This is a genomic window from Clostridioides sp. LIBA-7678, assembly GCF_056716065.1.
Map to the genome: position 1 here is coordinate 1183542 of NZ_CP196987.1, position 21088 is coordinate 1204629.

Genomic DNA, 21088 nt, shown 5'->3' on the forward strand with positions numbered 1-21088 from the left:
AAAAATATACTTTATTAATAATATAATTTTGGGGGGGACAAACTAATGAATAGAAGAAAAACGATATACAGAGGATTTAATAATAATAGACATAAAATTGATTTACGTAAGTATGTTATAACTATTGCTTGCTTGTGTCTGATTGGCTATTATTCTTATACAAAAATAAAAGATAGCAAGGTACTTGAATATGTATCAGCTAAAATACCATTTCTAAATCATTCATCAGATATAACTTATAAAGATATATCTGATGAATTAAATTCAATAAAAAACGGAAAGAAATCTAAATCACAAACCAATTCAGAAGGTAAAGAAGAAACTAATCCAGAAAAAACAGTAAATAATACTAAAGAAGCAGAAGAAGTAAAATTAGCTACTATAGAGGGATGGGACATGTATACTATTCAAGTTGCAGCAATAGATAATAATGATGACTTGAAAAAAATACAGACATCATTAGTCAGCAGTGATATACCTTTTTCAGTTATGGAGAAGGATGGTGTAAAAAAAATACAGACATATTCTTCATTTGATGAAAATGAGGTCAGAAAGCACATAAACAATGTAAGAAAGGTATTTCCAGATGCATTTTTGTCACACCTAGATGCACCTATGTTATCTCTAGAATACACAAGTAATTACGCTTATATAGAGAGTATATCTAATGAATTAAATAAATTAATAACAAACTTTAAAGAAGAATCAAGTTTTTGGTCAAATGATGAAAATAATGTGGATATGAAAAAATATAATACTATTTTGACAAATAGAAAGGCAATATCACAAAATATATCAAAAGAAGCTGAAAAGATTGACTATTCTGAAATGCGTTTATTTAAAGATAATTTGATTGATTATGTAAAGAATGTAAATGAAAAAATTGATACAGCTTCAAAAGCTGCAAATGAAGAAAAATATAGTGTGAGTAAAAGTCTACTTTTATCATCTATGCAAGAGTACTCTCTGTTTATAAATTCTATAAAATAAAATACAGAAAATTTAGATTTTAGAAAGCTATATGAAAAGGATTGTTTAATTAAGCAATCCTTTTCCTCATTTTGACTTAATATAAAGGTATTGATTTATAAAATAAATTATAAAAATAGGGATATTTTTTTAACAATTGTTAAGATTTTTTAATATATATAGTATACTTATAGAAGGCAGAAAAAATGTTTTTTTATAGATAAGGGGGTAAAACAATGAAACTCTTAACTTTTAAGGGAGGGATACATCCTCCATATAGAAAAGAGTACTCTAACACAAAGGCACTTGAAAAAGCTCAAGCTCCAAAGATAGTTTACATTCCTCTTCAGCAACATATAGGGGCACCAGCTAAACCTATCGTTGAAGTTGGTGATGAAGTAAAGTTTGGGCAAAAAATAGGTGAGCAACAAGGTTTCGTTTCATGTAACGTTCACTCTTCAGTATCAGGAAAAGTTATTGCTATTGAACAACATGAAGTACCAGGTGGTTCAGCTCAATGTGTAGTTATCGAAAACGACTTTAAGGAAGAATTACATGAAAGTGTTCAACCAAAAGGTCAGTTAGAGGATTTGAGTAAAGAAGATATAGTAGGTATTATAAAAGAGGCAGGAATAGTAGGTATGGGTGGAGCTACATTCCCTAACCATGTAAAAGTATCTCCTCCACCAGATAGTAAAGCAGAAGTAGTTATATTAAATGGAGCAGAGTGTGAACCATATTTAACTGCAGACCACAGATTAATGCTTGAAAATCCAGAAGATGTTGTGTTTGGTTTAAGAGCTTTAATGAAGGTATTAGATGTTAAAAAAGGATTTATAGGAATTGAAACAAATAAACCAGATGCTATAGAAGCAATCCAAAATGTAGCTAAAGATTATAGTGAAATCGAAGTTGTTGGTCTTCAAGTGAAATATCCACAAGGAGCAGAAAAACAACTTATTTATGCGTGTACAGGTAAAGAAGTTCCATCTGGTGGATTACCAATAGCAGCAGGGGCAGTTGTTGACAACGTTGCCACAGCAGCTCAAATAGCTAAATCTATTAAAACAGGTATGCCTTTGGTAGAAAGAATTACTACAATAACAGGTAGTTGTATCAAAGAACCTAAAAACCTAATAACAAAAGTTGGGACATTGGTTTCAGAAATAATAGAACAATGTGGTGGATTTAAAGACGATAAGAAGGTTGGTAAAGTTATAATGGGTGGACCTATGATGGGGATAGCTCAATATACTACTGAAATAGCAACTAATAAAGGTTCTTCAGGAATTTTATGTTTGGATGAGGAAGAATCACGTACTCCAGATATTCAAAACTGTTTAAGATGTGGAAGATGTACAGATGTATGTCCATCATTCTTACAACCACTTTATATAAGTGCATATTCTTTAAAAGATGATTATGACACAGCTGAATATCATAGAGCAATGGATTGTATAGAATGTGGGTCTTGTTCATTTATTTGTCCAGCAAGAAGACCATTACTTCAATCTATAAGATCAGCAAAGAGAGAAATAGGAGCAAAGAGAAGAAAGCAAGCTGCTCAGAAATAAAGAAAGTTAAGGGGGAAAAACGATGGAAAATAAGTTGATAGTATCATCTTCTCCTCATGTGAGAAGTAATGAAGATACTTCATATATAATGAAACAAGTTATTATAGCACTCCTTCCAGCAGCAGTAGCAGGAGTATACTTCTTTAGACTTAATGCTTTGAGTGCTATGTTTTTTTGTATACTTGGTACAGTAGGTACTGAATTTTTATATCAAAAATTTATGAAGCAAAAAAGTACTATAGGAGATTTTTCAGCTGTTGTAACAGGATTATTATTGGCATTTAACGTACCTGCATCACTTCCTTGGTGGATGTGTCTAGTAGGAGGAATATTTGCAATATTAGTAGTTAAAATGGTATTTGGTGGAATTGGATGTAACTTTGTCAATCCAGCACTTGCTGCAAGAGCATTTTTATTAGCATCATTCCCAGTTGCAATGACTGCTTGGACTCAACCAGGTGTTAACTGGATAGGTAAAAACTTAGATGCAGTTAGTACAGCAACTCCATTGAGCTTTTTGAAAAATGGAGCAGCAGGATTAGCAGACCTTTCTAGCAATGGAATTAGTCTCGCTGATATGATGATTGGTAATATTGGTGGATGTATAGGTGAAACATCAGCAATATTATTATTATTAGGTGGAGTATACCTAATGTATAAAGGCATAATAAATTATGTTATACCAGTATTTTACATAGCAACTGTATTTATATTAACATTCCTTTTAGGTGGATTTAATATAAATTTCGCAATATATCAATTGTTTGCTGGAGGTCTTATGTTAGGTGGATTCTTCATGCTTACGGATTATACAACTTCGCCTATGACTAAGAAAGGTCAAATAATATACGCTGTATTAGCTGGTCTTATAACAACTGTTATAAGAATGTATGGTGGATATCCAGAAGGTGTATCTTACTCAATACTACTAGTAAACTGTCTTGCTCCACTTATAGATAAGTTTGTTAGAAATAGAGTGTTTGGGGAGGTGGCTAAATAATGAATAGTATTGTAAGACTAGGTGGAACTTTACTTGCTATAAGTGCTATAGCCGCATTAGCACTTGGAGCTACAAATCAAGTTACAGCTCCAGTAATAGAACAAAGAAATATACAAGCAAATAATGAACTTAGAAAGGCAGTACTTCCAGAAGCAAAAGAGTTCAAAGAAATGAAAGAAAGTACTTATAAAAACCTTGGAGATGGACTTATAGCTGAGGTATATGAAGGTCTTGATGGTTCTGAAGTAGTGGGATATACTTTAAAAGCTAAACCAAGTGGTTATGGTGGAGAAATTGAAGTTATGGTAGGTATATCATCTGAAGGTCAAGTTACAGGTGTTGATATTGGGAATATGACAGAGACAGCAGGACTTGGAGCAAAAGCTAAAGATGATGCGTTTAAAGGTCAATACAAAGGAAAAACTGCTGAACCTCTTGAAGTAGCAAAAGGTAGTACAACAGCAGACAATCAAATACTAGCAATATCAGGTGCAACTATTACGTCTACAGCAGTTACTACAGGAGTAAATGCGGCTATAGATGTTTTCAATAGTGCTCTTAATAAATAAGGAGGGTTAATTATGAATTTAGCTAAAGTATTTAAAAATGGGCTAATAGATGAGAACCCAACATTTGTGCAAGTTATAGGTATGTGTCCAACACTAGCCGTTACAACTTCAGCAATAAATGGAATCGGTATGGGTCTTTCAACAGCAGCAGTTTTAATATGTGCAAATTTAGTTATATCATTACTAAGAAAAATCACACCAGATAAGATAAGAATACCTATATTTGTAGTAATTATAGCTACATTTGTTACAATAGTAGGAATGGTTTTAAAAGCATATGTTCCTGCTCTTGATAAGGCTCTTGGTATATATATACCATTAATAGTTGTTAACTGTTTAATACTAGCTCGTGCAGAAAGTTTTGCTTTTAAAACTGGTCCACTAGCTTCAATTGTTGATGGTGTGGGTCAAGGTCTTGGATTTACTGTTGCTCTTACAATAATAGGTGCAGTAAGAGAATTACTTGGAAATGGTAGTTTATTTGGATTGACTCTATTTGGAGCATCTTTCCAACCAGTATTAATATTTATATTACCACCAGGTGCATTCTTAACATTAGGATTCTTATTTGCAGGATTTAATAAATTAAGAAGTAAAAAAGCGTAGTGGAGGTGTAATAAATGAATTTAATACTTTTATTTTTAAGTATCGTTCTTGTTAATAACGTTATAACATCTCAGTTCTTAGGTATATGTCCTTTCTTAGGAGTTTCTAAGAAAGTTGATACAGCAGTGGGGATGGGAGTTGCAGTTACATTCGTTTTAACTTTAGCTTCAATTATAACTTATTTTATACAGATTTTATTAGTGAAAACTGGAACTGAATTTTTACAAACAATAGCTTTCATATTAGTTATAGCTTCTATAGTTCAGTTCGTTGAAATGGTAATTCAAAAGATGAGTCCATCTTTATATCAAGCATTAGGAGTTTATTTACCTCTTATAACTACAAACTGTGCAGTTCTTGGTATAGCTCTAGTTAATGTTCAAAAAAGTTATAACTTAGTAGAAACAATAATAAACGGATTTGGAGCTGGAGCTGGATTTACTTTAGCAATAGTAATATTCGCAGGTATAAGAGAAAGACTAGAATTAGCTGATATACCAGAAGCGTTTAAAGGTTTCCCTATAACACTTATATCAGCAAGTTTAATGTCAATAGCTTTCTTAGGATTTACAGGACTTATAAAGCTATAAAAAAGAGGGGTGAAAATAGTGATACTTACAGCTGTATTAGTTTTAGGAGTTATGGGCTTAATCTTCGGGATAGTGCTAGATTTCGCATCTAAAAAGTTTGCTGTAGAAGTGGACGAGAGAGTGGAAGCTATACTAGGAGTACTTCCAGGAGCTAACTGTGGTGGTTGTGGATTTCCAGGTTGTGGAGGTCTTGCAAGTGCAATAGTTGAAGGAAAAGCACCAGTTAATGGTTGCCCTGTAGGTGGAGCAGATGTTGGTGCAAAAGTAGGAGAAATAATGGGAGTAAGTGCTGAAGCAGGTGAAAAACAAGTAGCAAAAGTTATTTGTAAAGGAACTTGCTCAAGTGCAAAAGATAAATATGAGTACGAAGGAATATCAGATTGTAGAGCAGCAAATGTTTTAAATTCAGGAGCTAAAATGTGTAAATTTGGATGTTTAGGTCTTGGAACATGTAAGGCTGCTTGTAAATTTGATGCTATCTCTATAGTTGATGGAGTAGCAGTAATAGATGAAGAGAAATGTGTAAATTGTGGAAAATGTAAAGAAGTTTGCCCTAAGGGTATAATAATCACAAAGCCAGAAAGCCAAGAAGTAGTTGTAGAATGTAACAGCAAGGAATTTGGTAAAGCTGTTAAGGAAAAATGTACTGCTGGATGTATTGGTTGTGGAATGTGTGTGAAAGCTTGTAAATTTGATGCTATAGTATTTGAAAATAAAATAGCTAAGATAGACCCTAGCAAGTGTGTAGGCTGTATGGAATGTGTAGCAAAATGCCCTACAAAAGTAATATCAGGTGATATAACTAAGAAAAAGAAAGTTACTATTGACCAAGAACTTTGTGTTGGATGTACAGTATGCAAAAAACAATGTAAGTTTGATGCAATAGAAGGAGAATTAAAAGAAAAACATAAGGTAGATGCTGATAAATGTGTAGGATGCCATTTATGTATGGAAAAATGTCCAAAGAAAGCTATTAAAATTTTGTAATATGGACAAAATAAGGATATGGAATAATTTCCATATCTCTAATGAGTACATAAAACAGAGGTATGGAATAATTTCCATACCTCTATTTTATGTATATTTATTCTATTGGTAATAAATATAACAATAGTGTAACAAAAAAGGTTCGACATTTCTGTTGAATTTTTTACAATATAGTGATAGACTAAATAGGTACAAATTACGTACAAACGAGGTGAATAAATGAATATAATCTTGGCATCAGCCTCTCCAAGAAGGAAAGAAATTCTAGAGAATACAAATGTAATATTTGATATAATTAAAAGTGAAATTGATGAGATTATATTGGAAGGCGAAGCACCAAAACATTTAGTTATGAGATTGGCTTTTGAAAAAAGCATGTCTGTAGCATCTGAACATAATGAAGATGTTGTTATTGGAGCTGATACAGTTGTTGTTTTAGACAATGCTATTTTAGGAAAACCTAAAGATGAGTCTTGTGCAAGAGATATGCTAAAAAGACTATCTGGAAGAGAGCATCAAGTCATAACAGGTATTAGCTTAATAAACTTGTGCGAAGATAAGAAAGTAATTGATTATGTAATCAGCAATGTGAAATTTAAAACGTTATCAGAACAGGATATTGAGGATTATCTGAGAACTAAAGAGTCATTTGACAAAGCAGGAGCTTATGGCATACAAGGCTATGGGGCTTTGCTAGTTGAAGAAATTAAAGGAGACTATTTTAATATAGTTGGTCTTCCGATTTCAAAGTTAGGTGACTTATTAAAAAAACATTTTAATATAAATCTTTTTTATGGAGTGTGATTTATCTGAAAAGGTCATTTAATTCAACCATTAAGGTAAAAGAAATGGCACCAGAGGAAAGACCCAGAGAAAAGATGCTTGCTGAAGGAGTAAAGAGCTTATCAAATACTGAATTGTTGGCTATACTTTTAAGAACTGGCAATAAAAACAAAAATGCTATTGAGTTAGCCAACTATATAATAAATAGAGATATTCAGGGTATTAGACATTTAGAAGATATGACAATAGAGGAGCTGTGTAATATAGATGGAATTGGGTTATCAAAATCAACTCAAATTAAAGCAGCTTTAGAACTAGGCTCTAGAATAGCCAGTTTTAAACCTATGAAGTATAAAATAAAAAATCCTTGGGATATACATAAATATTATATGGACAGCCTGAGGTATTTAAAAAAAGAGGTTTTTAAAGCGGTTCTTTTAAACACAAAAAATGAGATAATATCTGATGTAGATATATCTGTAGGGACTTTAAGTTCGTCATTAGTCCATCCTAGAGAGGTTTTTAAAGAAGCTATAAGGAGAAGTGCAAGTAAAATAATAGTAATGCATAATCACCCTTCAGGAAGTGTGGAACCATCAAGCGAAGATAAGAATATCACATCAAGACTTGTTAAATGTGGAGAAATAATTGGAATAGAAATAATTGACCATATAATTATTGGAGATGGATTATACTTTAGCTTTAAAGAAAATATGATAATTTGACTTTATATGTGATAAAATAGTAGGAGAATGTTTTTAACATGATTCTTAATAGTAGGAAGGAGTAAAATCATGGCTAAGGAAAAAAAGAAAGAGAAAAAAGGTTTTTTTAGTTTTAATAAGATGACAAAGGATATGGGAATAGATTTAGGGACTGCAAATACATTAGTTTACATAAAAGGACAAGGTATTGTTGTTAGAGAACCATCAGTTGTCGCAATAAGAGATGACAGTAAGGAAGTTTTAGCAGTAGGTGAAGAAGCTAAAAAAATGATAGGTAGAACACCAGGAAATATAGTAGCTATAAGACCAATGAAAGATGGTGTAATAGCAGATTTTGATATAACTCAATCAATGATTAGTTATTTCATACAAAAAGCAGCTGACAAAAAAGGTGTTGTAAGTCCAAGAATAGCTATATGTGTTCCTTTTGGAGTTACAGAAGTAGAAAAGAGAGCTATAGAAGAAGCTGCAAGACAAGCAGGAGCTAAAGATGCATTCCTTATAGAAGAGCCAATGGCAGCAGCTATAGGAGCAGGATTAAAAGTTGAAGAACCAGAAGGTAATATGGTAGTTGATATTGGTGGAGGTACTTCAGAAATAGCTGTAATATCTTTAGGAGGAATCGTTACTGCTAAATCTATAAGAATTGGTGGAGACGAGTTTGATGAGTCTATAGTTGCCTATGTAAAAAAAGAATACAATCTTATGATAGGTGAGAGAACTGCTGAAAATGTTAAGATTAACATAGGTTCTACATTTAAAGATGATGAAGAAATAAACATGCAAATAAGAGGTAGAGATTTAATTTCAGGGCTACCTAAGACAATAGAAATCTGTTCTACAGAAGTTAGAGAAGCTTTAAAAGAACCTGTAAGTTCAATAGTAGATGCTATAAAATCTACACTAGAAAAAACTCCACCAGAATTAGCATCAGATATAATGGAAAACGGAATAATGCTAACAGGAGGAGGAGCTTTGCTTAGAGGTCTTGATAAACTTATCACACAAGAAACTGGAATGTCTGTGCAAATAGCAGAAACACCTCTTGATTGTGTTGCACTTGGAACAGGAAAATCTGTTGAAGACCAAGAAATCTTTGAAAAAGTATTAATGATGAATGCTAAAAATTAGAAGTTGGTGATGGCCTTGAGATTTGACAAGAATAAAAATGAGAAAAAAAGGATTAATGTTAAAGTGATAGCAACGGGCGTAGTTGCTATCACTTTAATTGGAATTGTGGGTATATCAATTGGTAAGTTTTCTAGTGGTAGCCCAGTAAATTTAGGAGTAGCATCAGATGCTATTACAAGTGTAGGAAAAGGAATAAATGATGGATTTTCTTTTATCAAAAATGGATTTAAAGACATATCAAATTTTAAAGAAAATTCTAAAAAGGTAAAAAATTTAGAAGCAGAAAATGAAAAACTTAAAAAGAATATGATAGCTTTAAATGCAAAATTAGATAAAACAGAATCATTAGAAGAGTTAAAAAAGACACTTAACTTTGTAGAAGAAAAATATAAAGCAACAAGTATTTCTACAAGTGTTGTCAGTAAAAATGATGGAAACTGGTATGAGAGTTTTGTCATAGGTGCAGGAAAAAATTCAGGTGTAAAAAAAGAAAGTATAGTTATGAATGGTAGTGGATTAGTCGGTGTAGTTTATGAAGTTTCAAACAATTATAGCAAGGCAATTTCACTATTGGATTCTAAGGCATCTGTAAGTTTTAAACTAGCAAAGGATGCTAATGCCAAAGGAACAATTACTCAAAACACTACTTTAGATAATAAAGATAGTTATAATAGTAAAGGATATTTACAAGGTTATATGTTTGACTCATCATACAATGTGATTCAAGGAGACATAATAACAACATCAGGTCTTGGATTCTTCCCAGAGGGGATACCAATCGGTGAAGTTGAAAAAGTAGTTGATGATAAAGATAAGTCACTAAAATATGTAGTTGTAAAACCTTATGTTGATTTTAAGAATATAGATGACGTTGTAGTCATAGAACCAAGAAATATAGGATAAAGGGGATAAAAACAATGAAAAAAGTTTTACTTTGTCTGTTGGGGATTGTGCTTATGACTATAGAAAATAGTATAACAAATTATATAGATATTTTTGGCATAAGCTTTAATCTAGTTCTTATATATGTGACTATAATCTCTCTTTATTTAGATGAACTAGAGGGTGGAATTATAGCGGCTATAATAGGGCTTATTAAAGACATAACCGTTGGTGGAATTTTTGGTGTAAATGCGTTAGTTTTGTTTGTTATTGCATATGCAATCGGACACATGAGAGACCAGCTATATAAAGGTAGCTATATTATTACTTTCGTTTTGATTTTTATAGGAAGTTTAATTGATTCAATTGTCAATATAGGTACATCTAGTATAATCTATCAAAGCTATAGCATATCAACACTTTTTATAAAAGGTCTACTAGTAGCACCAATAGTGAATAGTTTAATTGGTTTAGTAATATATCGCTTATCTAAAAGAGCAGTTTTAAAACTTAAAGAAGATTAGTTGGTGAGTTCATGGAAGAAAATAAACAAGTTGATAGACTAAAAATAATTAAAATAGTCATAAGTGTGGTGTTTTTAGCTATTTTAGTAAAAATAATCTACATGACTACATTCAAATATGAATATTACAATGAGTTAGCTGAAAATAAAACATATAAGAAGTTGGCAATAGAAGCTCCAAGAGGAGAAATAAAAGATAGATATGGAAGATTGTTAGCAGGAAATAAAAACTTATTTACTGTTCAGGTTTCAGGTAACGATATTAATAAAAAAGATGCAAATAAGCGTTCAAGAGCAAATGAAATATCATTAAAGCTTATAAATTTGCTTGAAAAAAATGGTGAAGAATATGTAGATGAGTTTCCGATATACGTAGAGAATGGAAAATACTATTATACATATGACAGAGATATTAGAGAGTATAAATCAGAAAATGGTATTCCAAACGATTATAATGCTAAAGAAAGTTTTTATTACTTAGTAGATAAACTTATATCAGCCGGAATATTGTCTCAAGAAGATAAAAGATTGGATGCAACAAAATTACAGGCAAAACTGAATGAAAATGGATATTATCCACCTATTTTAGTTAGTAAATGGATGTTTACAGCAGAAAGAGATAAGAGAGATTGGCTGGCTAGTTATAAGATAAAAGAGACCAAGCTGAATGCTAAAGAAGCGTTTGAAAAAGTAAGAAATAGTGAGGCATTAGATATTGATAAAAGCCTAAGCGATGAAGATGCTAGAAAAATAATGATTGTAAGAGATTTGATAAAATCAAAAGGATATTCTCAGTATAATCCAGTAACCATTGCAAAAGATGTAGGAGAAACTACAATTGCACAAATTGAAGAGCGTGCTATGGACCTTGTTGGTGTTTCAATAGCAGTCGAACCAGTAAGATATTATCCTAATGGAACTTTAGGTTCACATATGTTAGGATATGTAGGGAAAATGCCATCAACTCAAATAGAATCATATCTTCAAAAAGGTTATGAAACTGGAGATATGGTAGGTCTTGCAGGAGTAGAGAAAAGTAATGAAAGCAGGCTAAGAGGAACTGATGGTTATAAAATGGTTAAGGTTGATGCATTAGGAAGAATAAGTAAAGAAATTGAATCTAAAAAGCCTAAATCAGGAGATACTGTATATCTTACTTTGGACAAAGATTTGCAAGAAGTCTCAGATAATGCATTAAAACAGATAATAGAAGTTGCTTCTAAAGGTGGTACTTTTAAAAGTAAATTTGGTGATAAACCAATTAGTGCATATGCAGGAAAAGCACAATCAGCAGCCCTTATAGCTATTGATGTAAAAAATGGAGAAGTACTAGCTTCTTCAAGCTATCCTAATTATGACCCAAATAAATTTGCAAAAGGTATTTCTACAGAAGATTATAAAGCGCTTCAGCCAAAGAATCCAAATGACTTACTAGCAGGAAGTCCGCTTTTAAACTTGGTTACACAAGGGGAATTCCAGCCAGGTTCTTCATTTAAGATGGTAACCTCAATGGCAGCTTTAGAAAATGGCTTAAATCCAAACTTTACAATAAATGACCCTGGTGTTATCATGCTAGGTAAAAAATCTTTTGGTGACTATGTATGGAACCATGGTAGAGGAAATCATGGTATGACAAACTTGTATAAAGCAATACAAGAGTCTTGTAATATATATATGGCAACTATTGGTACAGGTAAAACATGGCCAGATGGAAAAAGCATTGGTATAGACATGAATGCCAATAAAATTCTTGAATATGCAAAATTATTTGGACTTGACCAAAATACTGGACTTCAAGATGAAGTAGAAGAAAGAGCAGGTAAAGTACCTAGCACAGAGGATAAGCTGAAATCAACACAAGCTCTGTTAAAGTCAAATTTAGAAAGAGAAATGGCAAATGATTTTGTTGATATAACTAGAGATAAAAATCCTAAAGAATATGAAAAAAGAATCAATGAGATTGTAAGCTGGGCAGCAGAAAAGAAAACTCCTGGTAGAGTAGAAACAATGAATAGACTAAAAAAATTGGATGTTAAAGAAGATAGAATTGAAGAAGTAGCAGATTTAGCAGTATTTAGTTATTTTAACTTTGCAAAATGGAGTACTGCAGATACATTCAACTTAGCGATAGGACAAGGTGAGAATGCCTATACACCAGCTCAGATATCAAGATACGTGGCTGCCATAGCAAATGGAGGTAACTTAGTAGAATTATCTGTAGTTGATAGAGCTGTTTCAAGTGATTATTCATCAGTGAAAATCAATGACCAGAAGAAGGTAGAAAAAATACCTTTTAAAAATCCTGATAACTTAAAAGAATTAACAAAAGGTATGAAATTGGTTGCAAGACAAGGTACAGCAAAGAGCGCCTTTGCTGATTTCCCAATAGATGTAGCAGCAAAGACTGGTACAGCTGAGAAAAGTGGGAAAATACCTACAGATAACGAATATGAATATTTAAAAAGTCATATGTCATCTTATAATGTTAATCTAGATGATGCAGTTAAACTAGCAGATAGGATGAAAGCAGAAAAAGAAAAAGAACTTTCATTAGCTAAAGAAAAGGAAGTAAAAAAGAAATTAGAAAATAAAGATTTAAAGGACGAAGAAAGAAAGAAATTAGAAGAAGAATTAGAGGATGGAATAAAAGTTAGATTAGAAGATACTGATAAAGTAAATTCTTCATATTTAAGAAAAGCTATAAAAGAATTAAATCCAAAAATAACAGATGACGAGATAGATAAATTTAAACAAGATTATGGTTCTTTTACATGGACTGTTGCTTTTGCTCCAGCAGATGACCCAGAAATAGCTGTTGTATGTGTAATTCCTCAAGGTGATTCAAGTGTATTCTCACTTTTACCAACTAGAGAAGTTATTGGAACATACATGGGGTTAGAACCAACTAATAGTAAAAAAGACAACAATACGAATGATGTTAACAATTCTTCTGACGAAAATATAAATTTCGAGTCACAAATTAACAGATAGCTTAATCCACGTATAAACTTTAGCTTTATATATAAAAAATAAAAGGATTTAAAGCGTATTTGAAGAATATAAATGATATATCACTCTGGAGGTTGTTATGTCTTTAAGAGAAATTTGTAGTCAAGAACTAGTAGAGTTCAAGGGTAATAAAAGAGGGATAATAGTAAATATAAAAAAAGAAGCTCCATTTGAGGAAATACAGGAAAAAATAATAAACAAATTGGAAGCGTATGTTGGTTTTTTTAATGGGGCTAAAATTAGTAAAATTAATAGTGATTATTTAACTGACATGGAGATTTTAGAATTAAAAGAAGGAATTACTTCTAGATTTGATGTGGAATTTGTTGAAGATCACAAAATTGAAGAAAATAGTAATTTTCCAACAAAATATGTCAACACCCTAAGATCTGGAGAAAATATTGAATTTGAAGGTGATGTAGTAATATTAAATGATATGAAACCTGGTTCAAAAGTCCTTTCAAAATCAAATACAGTTGTTATGGGAGATATAAATGCTGGTGCTAAAGTTGTAGCAGGTGGTAATGTTTTTGTAATGGGTAAAATAGAAGGTTTTGTACATGCAGGTGCAGAAGGTAATGAATTTGCATATGTTGTTGCTGGAAATCTTAATCCTAAAATATTACAAATAGCAGAGAATATTGCAGAAGCTCCAGATGATGAAGAAAATTATGAAATTGAATCAGAAATTAGCCCAGAAATAGCCTTTGTGAGTAATGGAAGAATTGTAATCGAAAGCTATTTGTCAAAATTAGACAAATAGAAAGAAAAATAGGGGGTAGTATTATGAGCGAAGTTATAGTTATAACATCTGGTAAAGGTGGAGTTGGAAAAACTACTACCGCAGCAAACTTAGGAACTGCGCTAAGCCTAGAAAATAAAAAAACAGTAGTTGTAGATGCAGATATCGGACTTAGAAACTTAGATGTAGTAATGGGTCTTGAAAATCGAATAGTTTATGACATAGTAGATGTAGTTGAAGGAACTTGTAGGCTTAAGCAAGCTCTAATAAAAGACAAAAGATTTGATAATCTATATTTATTACCAGCAGCACAGACTAGAGATAAAAATGCTGTCTCAGTTGAACAAATGGTTGACCTATGTGAGAAACTGAAAGAATCTTTCGAGTATATAATAATAGACTGCCCAGCAGGTATTGAGCAAGGATTTAAAAATGCAATAGCTGGAGCAGATAGAGCTATTGTAGTTACAAATCCAGAAATATCAGCAGTAAGAGATGCTGATAGAATCATAGGTCTATTAGAAGCAAATGAAATAAAAGAGATAAGATTAGTTATAAATAGAATTAGAAATGATATGGTTAAACGTGGAGACATGATGGACAAACAAGATATAATAGAAATATTAGCAATTGATTTGTTAGGTCTTGTCCCTGATGATGAAAGTATAATTATATCAACAAATAAAGGTGAACCAGCTATACTTGACTCAAAGTCACTTGCTGGTCAAGCATACAAGAATATCGCAAAAAGGATACTAAATGAAGAAGTTCCTCTACTTGAACTAGAAGTTGAAGATGGATTCTTTGGTAGACTTAAAAAAATGTTTAGCATGGCTAAGTAGCAAAGGAGGATACATCTGTGTTAGATTTATTTAGAGTTTTTTCTAACGATGCTAAAACTAGTAAATCTGTTGCTAAAGAGAGGTTAAAATTAGTTTTAGTTCATGATAGAGTAGATTGTTCACCACAACTTTTAGAGATGATAAAAACAGACATTTTAAAAGTAATAGCCAATTATGCAGAGATAGAAGATGATGGCCTTGAAATAAAAATGTCTAAATGCAGAGGTGAGCATGATGACAAACCTGTATCTGCATTAGTTGCTAATATACCATTAAAGAATATAAAAGATAGATGTATGTAATTAGTGCTTAAAAGGGGGATATCCTTATTGGTATATGCCCCTTTTATTTAATTATGTGTTTAAAGATAGAAAGACGGTGATTCTTTGAAAAAAATCAATATTAATTATAAGTCGACAATTAAGTTGATAAAACAGTTAGACTGGAAACTTATAGTTACAGTATTAGCTATCTTTATTTTTGGACTTGTTATACTTAGTAGTGCAACACATGCTAATTCGACAGGTTCATATAATCAATTAATTAAGCAAGGATTAGCTTTTGTACTTGGTATAGGGATGATTATAGTCATATTATTTTTTGATTATAATCTTCTAGGTAGGTATTACAAAGTGCTTTATATAATAAGTCTTGTTTTGTTAGCCATCGTTTTATTACCTGGAATTGGGACAGAAAAAGGTGGCGCTAGGTCGTGGATTAATTTAGGTCCACTTGATTTGCAAACATCTGAAATAGTCAAATTAACATTTGTACTTAGTTATGCAAAGATACTTGAAACTAAGAAGGACAAATTAAATACATTGAAAGAAGTTATACCTGTTGTGGTTTATGCTATTCCATTTATTGGATTATTACTTGCACAGCCAGATTTAGGAACAGGAATTGTCTTTTGTTGTATGATATTTGCGATGCTATTTACAGCAGGTCTTAGTTCAAAATTGATAAAAAGAGGAATAATCATACTGTTGGTATCTATGCCACTGATGTATTTAATGATGGCAGACCATCAGAAGATAAGAATAGAAGCATTCTTAAATCCAGAAGATGTAACGCTGAAAGGAAATTATCAGGTTATGCAATCTCTTATTGCGATAGGTTCTGGTGGTGTAACTGGTAAGGGGCTATATAATGGAAGTCAAAACCAAGAGGATTTTTTACCTGTACAAGATAGTGACTTCATATTCGCTGTTGTAGGTGAAGAACTTGGTGTAATAGGAATGTCAGTGTTGATAATCTTATTTGCAATATTCTTATTGAGGCTTTTAGTAATTGCAAGAGATGCCAAAGATTTTTATGGAACCCTCATCGTGGTTGGTGTCATGGGGATGTTTGGCTATCAGATAATCCAAAATATAGGTATGACCGTCGCATTAATTCCAGTAACGGGAGTAACATTACCTTTTGTAAGTTATGGAGGTAGTTCTTTATTAACATCCTTAGCAAATTTAGGGTTAGTACTAAATGTGTGTATGAGAAGAAAGAAAATAAATTTCTAGATTTGATACTTGTAAACATAAATTGAGGAGATTGAGTATATGAATATAGCATTAGTAGCGCATGACCAAATGAAAAATACTATGGTCGGATTCTGTATAGGTTATGAATCAATTTTAAAAAAGTATGGACTGTATGCAACTGGAACTACAGGAAAAAGAATAATGGATGAAACTGACTTAAATATAAATAGGTTAGCATCTGGTCCTTTAGGTGGAGACCAACAAATAGGTTCTTTAATAGTAACACAAGATATAGATTTAGTTATTTTTTTAAGAGACCCATTGACATCTCAGGCTCATGAAACGGATATACAAGCATTGATAAGACTTTGTGATGTTTATCATGTTCCAATAGCTACAAATCTAGCTTCTGCAGAAATATTTATAAAAGCTCTTGATAGAGGAGAACTATCATGGAGAGAAGTTAGAAAAAATAAAAGTCAACGTGTTTAAAAACGTGTTTAAAAAAATAAATTGTATAATTGTATATGAAATAAGGAGATGTTTCAAAATAAAACTTTGAATCATCTCCTTATTTAAATTAAATAATTTTATTTGTTATTAATGACTATTTAACTAATTTTGCAAATTCTGCACCAAATGCCATACAGTCTTTTAATGTTTCTTCACTAGGGAAGAATTTTTTCTTAAGAGATTCTACAGGCATTTTAAATGACATAGCTTTAAGTAAAGTCTCAGCCATAGTTATACCTTCACCACTCCAACCGAATGAACCAAACACTCCTGCTATCTTACCTTGGTTAGCCATTGGGTCTATAACAGAGAATAAATCCCACATAGGTTTAACCATAGTTTTGTTTATAGTTGGAGAACCTAATAGTATTACCTTTGATACTACTAGTGTATCATGCATTTCTGTTAATGTCATATCTTCCAAATCATATAATTCAGCTTTTGCACCTTCTGCATCAAGACCTTCTTTTATCTTTTTAGCCATTTCTAAAGTATTACTGTAAGCTGATAAGTAGAATATAGAAACTTGATTTTGATTTGTTGTATTAATAGCTTCTGTAGACCATTCAACGTATCTTTTAACGGCAGCCATTGGGTCTTTAGTAAGCATTGGACCATGAGAAGTTAATATAGTATCAAATTCTATGTTCATTCCTACAACCTTATCTACAGCGCTTAAAACATGCTTAGCAAATGGTTTAACTATGCAGTCATAATAGTGTTTAGCTGATTTTAGATAATCTTCACTGTTTACTATATCTGCATCAACACTTGCAAAGTGACAACCAAATGCATCACAAGTTAAAAGAGTCTTGTCCTCTTCAATGTAAGTAAACATTGTATCAACCCAATGTAAGAATGGAGCAGTTATAAATTTAAGATTTCTTTTACCAATATTTAGAACTTCACCATCTTTTATTACATGACAATTAAAAGGTCTATTTATTTGACCATCTAAGTATAGTTTAGCAGCTTTAGTACAATAAACTTCTATATTAGGATTTAAATCTAATAAGTACTTTAAACTACCAGCATGGTCTGGTTCTGTATGATGAATTACAACATAGTCAATTTTAGCTATATCAGTAACTTCTGATAGATTGCTTAAGAATTCATCTTTAAAATTTGCCTTTACTGTGTCAAATAAAACCGTTTTTTCGTCCTTGATTAAATAAGAATTGTAAGTTGTCCCAAACTCAGTTTCCATTATTATGTCGAATACTTTTAAACCTTCATCTACTACGCCAGTAAAGTAGATATCTTTTTTTACTTCAAAAACTTTACTCATTTTTAACCCTCCTAAAATTTATCATTATACAAGTAACATACCCCATTTTGGGGTCAATGAAACAAAAGATGTCATTATAAGTTATCTAAAACAATAGTTCTATGTTTATAATATATCATATTTTGTAAAAAAATTGTAATTCAATAAAAATTTAATGTAAAATATACTCAAATATTTTTAGTTATTCTATTTTGTGAATAATATAGGTTTTAAATTCAATATTTTAGTTATATTTTTGATAGAAAATATTTTATCGTGTATAATATTACTTATAAATAAGAATAAAAATAAAGAGCTTGTTTGGAGGAATTTGGATAAATGAATAAAGTAGACTTGAAAAAAATCTTAAAAAAAGTAGAAAAGCCTGCTAGATATCTTGGAAATGAAATAAATTCAATTCATAAAGATACTAGTAATAGTGAATTGATAAGATACGCACACTGCTTTCCAGATTTATATGAAGTTGGTATGAGTCACTTAGGAAGTCATATATTATACGATGTAATAAACAAAGATGAAGATGTATTTTGTGAGAGGGTATATTCTCCTGCTGTTGACATGGAAAATATAATGAGAGAAAAAAACATACCATTATTTGCATTAGAGTCAAGAGAGCCTATAACGAACTTTGATTTTGTTACTTTTACACTTCAATATGAACTTTCATATACTAATATCTTAAATATATTAGATTTAGCAAATATACCAATATTAAAAAAGGAAAGAAAACTGGAAGACCCATTTGTAATGGTTGGAGGCCCTTGTGCCTATAATTCTGAACCTTTAGCAGATTTTGTGGATATAGTAATATTAGGTGAAGGTGAAGAGGTCAATTTAGAAGTAGTAAATGAGTATAAAGAATGGAAGAAAAATAAAACAACTAGAGAAGATTTTTTATATAAAATATCAAGTATAGAAGGAGTCTACATACCAAGTTTTTACGATGTTAAATACAATGAAGATGGTACAGTTCAAAGTGTAACTCCTAATAGAGATGGTATTCCAAAGAATCCTACTAAGAGAATAATAAAAGATGTTGAAACTGTAGACTATCCAGAAAAACTAATAGTACCTTATATAGATACTGTTCATGATAGAATAGTGTTGGAATTATTCAGAGGATGTACAAGAGGATGTAGATTCTGTCAAGCAGGTATGATATATAGACCAATAAGAGAAAAAAGTGTTGAAAGACTTAAGGAGATATTAGATAAATTAGTTAAAAATACTGGATATGATGAAATATCATTATCATCACTTAGTACGAGTGATTATAGTAAGTTATCTGAGCTTACTGATTATTTGGTGGACGAGTATGCTTCTAATAATATAGGGATTTCACTTCCATCTCTTAGATTAGATAACTTCTCAATGGAAATTGCTGATAAAATACAACAAGTAAGAAAGTCTGGACTTACTTTTGCTCCAGAGGCAGGAACTCAAAGGCTTAGAGATGTTATAAATAAAGGTGTTACAGAAGAAGATTTAGAAAATGCAACAGAAAGAGCTTTTGAAATGGGATGGAATAGTGTCAAACTATATTTTATGATTGGTTTACCAACTGAGACTTATGATGATTTAGATGGAATAGCTAAATTAGCATATAAGGTTATTGATATTTACAGAAAAGTAAATGGAGGTAAATTAAAGAGAAGCTTTAGTGTTACAGTAAGTACTTCTACTTTTGTACCAAAGCCATTTACACCTTTCCAATGGCATGGTCAAGATACTACAGAAGCAGTAGTTGAGAAGCAAAGACATTTAGTAAATAAATTAAGAAACAACAATATAAAATACAATTACCATGATTCAAAAACTAGCTTGATGGAAGCTGTAGTGGCTAGAGGAGATAGAAGAATAGGAAAAGTTATATATGATGCATTCAAACTAGGTGCAAAGTTTGATGGATGGGCAGAACACTTTAATTTAGACATATGGAAGGAAGCTATGGAAAAGAATAACCTTTCTATAGATTTCTATGCACATAGAAATAGAAATTATGAAGAGGTATTTCCTTGGGACCATATAGATGTAGGTGTCAATAAAAAATTCTTAATTAGAGAAGATGAGAATGCTAAAAAAGAAAAAATCACTTCTGATTGTAGACATAATTGTAATGGCTGTGGAATAAATATACATGATATAGGAAGGGGGCTTTGCTAATATGAGTAAAATAATAAGAGTAAAATTTAAAAAAGAAGGCGATATGATATATATATCACATCTTGACCTTCAGAGATTATTGCAAAGAGCATTTAGAAGGGCTGAAATAAACTTAGCACATTCTCAAGGATTTAATCCTCATCCTAAGATGAGTTATGGTAATGCTTTGGCTTTAGGTACGGAAAGTCAAGGAGAGTATGTAGATATTGAGATAGAGGAAGAAGATTTATCAGTAGAGGAGTTTTTAAGTAAAGTATCAGTTCAACTTCCAGATGGGATAGAATTTATAAAAGTAAAAGAAATTGATAGACAAACACCTTCTCTTTCTTCTGTTATAGATTATGGAGAATATCTGTTTAATATAGAATTGAAAAGACCTCTAACTAAAGAGTTTGTAAAAAGAAAAGTAATTGATTTTATGAATAATAAAGAGATAATTATAACAAAGAAGAATAAAAAAGGTAAAATGGTCGAAGTAGATATAAGACCTATGATAAGAACTTTTGATGTTTTAAATTTAGAAGATGAACATATTACTCTTACTGCTACTATAGCTACAGGTTCAAAAACTAATTTAAATACTAATATACTTATTCCAAAAATATTAGAGATGTTTGAATTGAATGTTGACCCATTAGATGTTGATATATTGAGAAGAGACTTATATGTATTAGAAGATGGGGAATTAGTGACTCCTATGTAGCTCGAGAGGTG

21 protein-coding genes are annotated in these 21088 nt (G+C 31.4%); 20 read left to right on the plus strand and 1 reads right to left on the minus strand.

The features are described 5' to 3' along the window. Nucleotides 1–45 precede the first annotated feature (45 nt). The 18 genes from ACTG46_RS05705 to mgsA all read left to right on the plus strand — a co-directional run bounded on the left by ACTG46_RS05705 (nt 46) and on the right by mgsA (nt 16902). Entirely contained in the window at nt 46–990 is a 945-nt protein-coding gene (locus ACTG46_RS05705) for a hypothetical protein (protein WP_054269659.1), read from the plus strand. 215 nt (nt 991–1205) lie between these two features. After that, nucleotides 1206–2543 (plus strand): electron transport complex subunit RsxC, encoded by a 1338-nt coding sequence (gene rsxC / locus ACTG46_RS05710; protein ID WP_054269660.1) that lies wholly within the window; start codon nt 1206–1208, stop codon nt 2541–2543. Nucleotides 2544–2565: 22 nt separating this feature from the next. Further along, nucleotides 2566–3543 (plus strand): RnfABCDGE type electron transport complex subunit D, encoded by a 978-nt coding sequence (locus ACTG46_RS05715; RefSeq protein WP_054269661.1) that lies wholly within the window; start codon nt 2566–2568, stop codon nt 3541–3543. Further along, nucleotides 3543–4112, plus strand: a complete 570-nt coding sequence (locus ACTG46_RS05720) for an RnfABCDGE type electron transport complex subunit G (RefSeq protein WP_054269662.1) — start codon at nt 3543–3545, stop codon at nt 4110–4112. Before ACTG46_RS05715 ends, ACTG46_RS05720 begins: the two co-directional genes overlap by 1 nt. A gap of 12 nt (nt 4113–4124) precedes the next feature. After that, entirely contained in the window at nt 4125–4718 is a 594-nt protein-coding gene (gene rsxE / locus ACTG46_RS05725; protein ID WP_021383804.1) for an electron transport complex subunit RsxE, read from the plus strand. Nucleotides 4719–4732: 14 nt separating this feature from the next. Next, nucleotides 4733–5308, plus strand: coding sequence for an electron transport complex subunit RsxA (gene rsxA, locus ACTG46_RS05730; protein ID WP_054269663.1), 576 nt, complete (start codon nt 4733–4735; stop codon nt 5306–5308). A gap of 15 nt (nt 5309–5323) precedes the next feature. After that, nucleotides 5324–6295, plus strand: a complete 972-nt coding sequence (locus tag ACTG46_RS05735; protein ID WP_054269959.1) for an RnfABCDGE type electron transport complex subunit B — start codon at nt 5324–5326, stop codon at nt 6293–6295. Between the two features lie 219 nt (nt 6296–6514). After that, nucleotides 6515–7099 (plus strand): Maf family protein, encoded by a 585-nt coding sequence (locus tag ACTG46_RS05740; RefSeq protein ID WP_054269664.1) that lies wholly within the window; start codon nt 6515–6517, stop codon nt 7097–7099. A gap of 44 nt (nt 7100–7143) precedes the next feature. Next, nucleotides 7144–7803: a RadC family protein gene (gene radC, locus ACTG46_RS05745; protein WP_021383866.1), complete on the plus strand. Its 660-nt coding sequence runs from the start codon at nt 7144–7146 to the stop codon at nt 7801–7803. A 69-nt stretch (nt 7804–7872) separates the two neighbouring features. Next, the gene (locus ACTG46_RS05750) at nt 7873–8934 is read left to right on the plus strand and encodes a rod shape-determining protein (RefSeq protein ID WP_054269665.1); all 1062 of its coding nucleotides are present in this window, start codon (nt 7873–7875) and stop codon (nt 8932–8934) included. A 9-nt stretch (nt 8935–8943) separates the two neighbouring features. Continuing rightward, nucleotides 8944–9837 carry a rod shape-determining protein MreC gene (mreC, locus tag ACTG46_RS05755; protein ID WP_054269666.1) on the plus strand — a complete coding sequence of 298 codons (894 nt, stop codon included), beginning with the start codon at nt 8944–8946 and terminating at the stop codon, nt 9835–9837. 14 nt (nt 9838–9851) lie between these two features. After that, nucleotides 9852–10340 carry a rod shape-determining protein MreD gene (gene mreD / locus ACTG46_RS05760; RefSeq protein ID WP_054269667.1) on the plus strand — a complete coding sequence of 163 codons (489 nt, stop codon included), beginning with the start codon at nt 9852–9854 and terminating at the stop codon, nt 10338–10340. 11 nt (nt 10341–10351) lie between these two features. Then, nucleotides 10352–13330, plus strand: coding sequence for a penicillin-binding transpeptidase domain-containing protein (locus ACTG46_RS05765; protein ID WP_479923748.1), 2979 nt, complete (start codon nt 10352–10354; stop codon nt 13328–13330). A gap of 97 nt (nt 13331–13427) precedes the next feature. Next, complete coding sequence (locus ACTG46_RS05770) at nt 13428–14111, plus strand: septum site-determining protein MinC (protein WP_054276227.1); 684 nt, start codon at nt 13428–13430, stop codon at nt 14109–14111. Between the two features lie 23 nt (nt 14112–14134). Continuing rightward, nucleotides 14135–14932 (plus strand): septum site-determining protein MinD, encoded by a 798-nt coding sequence (minD, locus tag ACTG46_RS05775; RefSeq protein ID WP_021383865.1) that lies wholly within the window; start codon nt 14135–14137, stop codon nt 14930–14932. A gap of 17 nt (nt 14933–14949) precedes the next feature. Next, complete coding sequence (gene minE / locus ACTG46_RS05780; RefSeq protein ID WP_021383822.1) at nt 14950–15234, plus strand: cell division topological specificity factor MinE; 285 nt, start codon at nt 14950–14952, stop codon at nt 15232–15234. An 84-nt stretch (nt 15235–15318) separates the two neighbouring features. Beyond that, complete coding sequence (rodA, locus tag ACTG46_RS05785; RefSeq protein ID WP_054269670.1) at nt 15319–16449, plus strand: rod shape-determining protein RodA; 1131 nt, start codon at nt 15319–15321, stop codon at nt 16447–16449. Nucleotides 16450–16488: 39 nt separating this feature from the next. Continuing rightward, entirely contained in the window at nt 16489–16902 is a 414-nt protein-coding gene (gene mgsA, locus ACTG46_RS05790; protein ID WP_054269671.1) for a methylglyoxal synthase, read from the plus strand. A gap of 115 nt (nt 16903–17017) precedes the next feature. Here mgsA and ACTG46_RS05795 read toward each other — a convergent pair whose 3' ends face one another. Continuing rightward, nucleotides 17018–18211, minus strand: coding sequence for an FprA family A-type flavoprotein (locus ACTG46_RS05795; RefSeq protein ID WP_054269672.1), 1194 nt, complete (start codon nt 18209–18211; stop codon nt 17018–17020). A 318-nt stretch (nt 18212–18529) separates the two neighbouring features. On the opposite strand from ACTG46_RS05795, the gene ACTG46_RS05800 reads away from it, so the two are divergent. Both ACTG46_RS05800 and ACTG46_RS05805 read left to right on the plus strand, forming a co-directional pair. Further along, complete coding sequence (locus ACTG46_RS05800) at nt 18530–20374, plus strand: TIGR03960 family B12-binding radical SAM protein (protein ID WP_219673571.1); 1845 nt, start codon at nt 18530–18532, stop codon at nt 20372–20374. A 1-nt stretch (nt 20375) separates the two neighbouring features. After that, a complete protein-coding gene (locus tag ACTG46_RS05805; RefSeq protein WP_231300534.1) occupies nt 20376–21077 on the plus strand; it encodes a TIGR03936 family radical SAM-associated protein in 702 nt (233 codons plus the stop codon). Nucleotides 21078–21088: the final 11 nt, after the last annotated feature.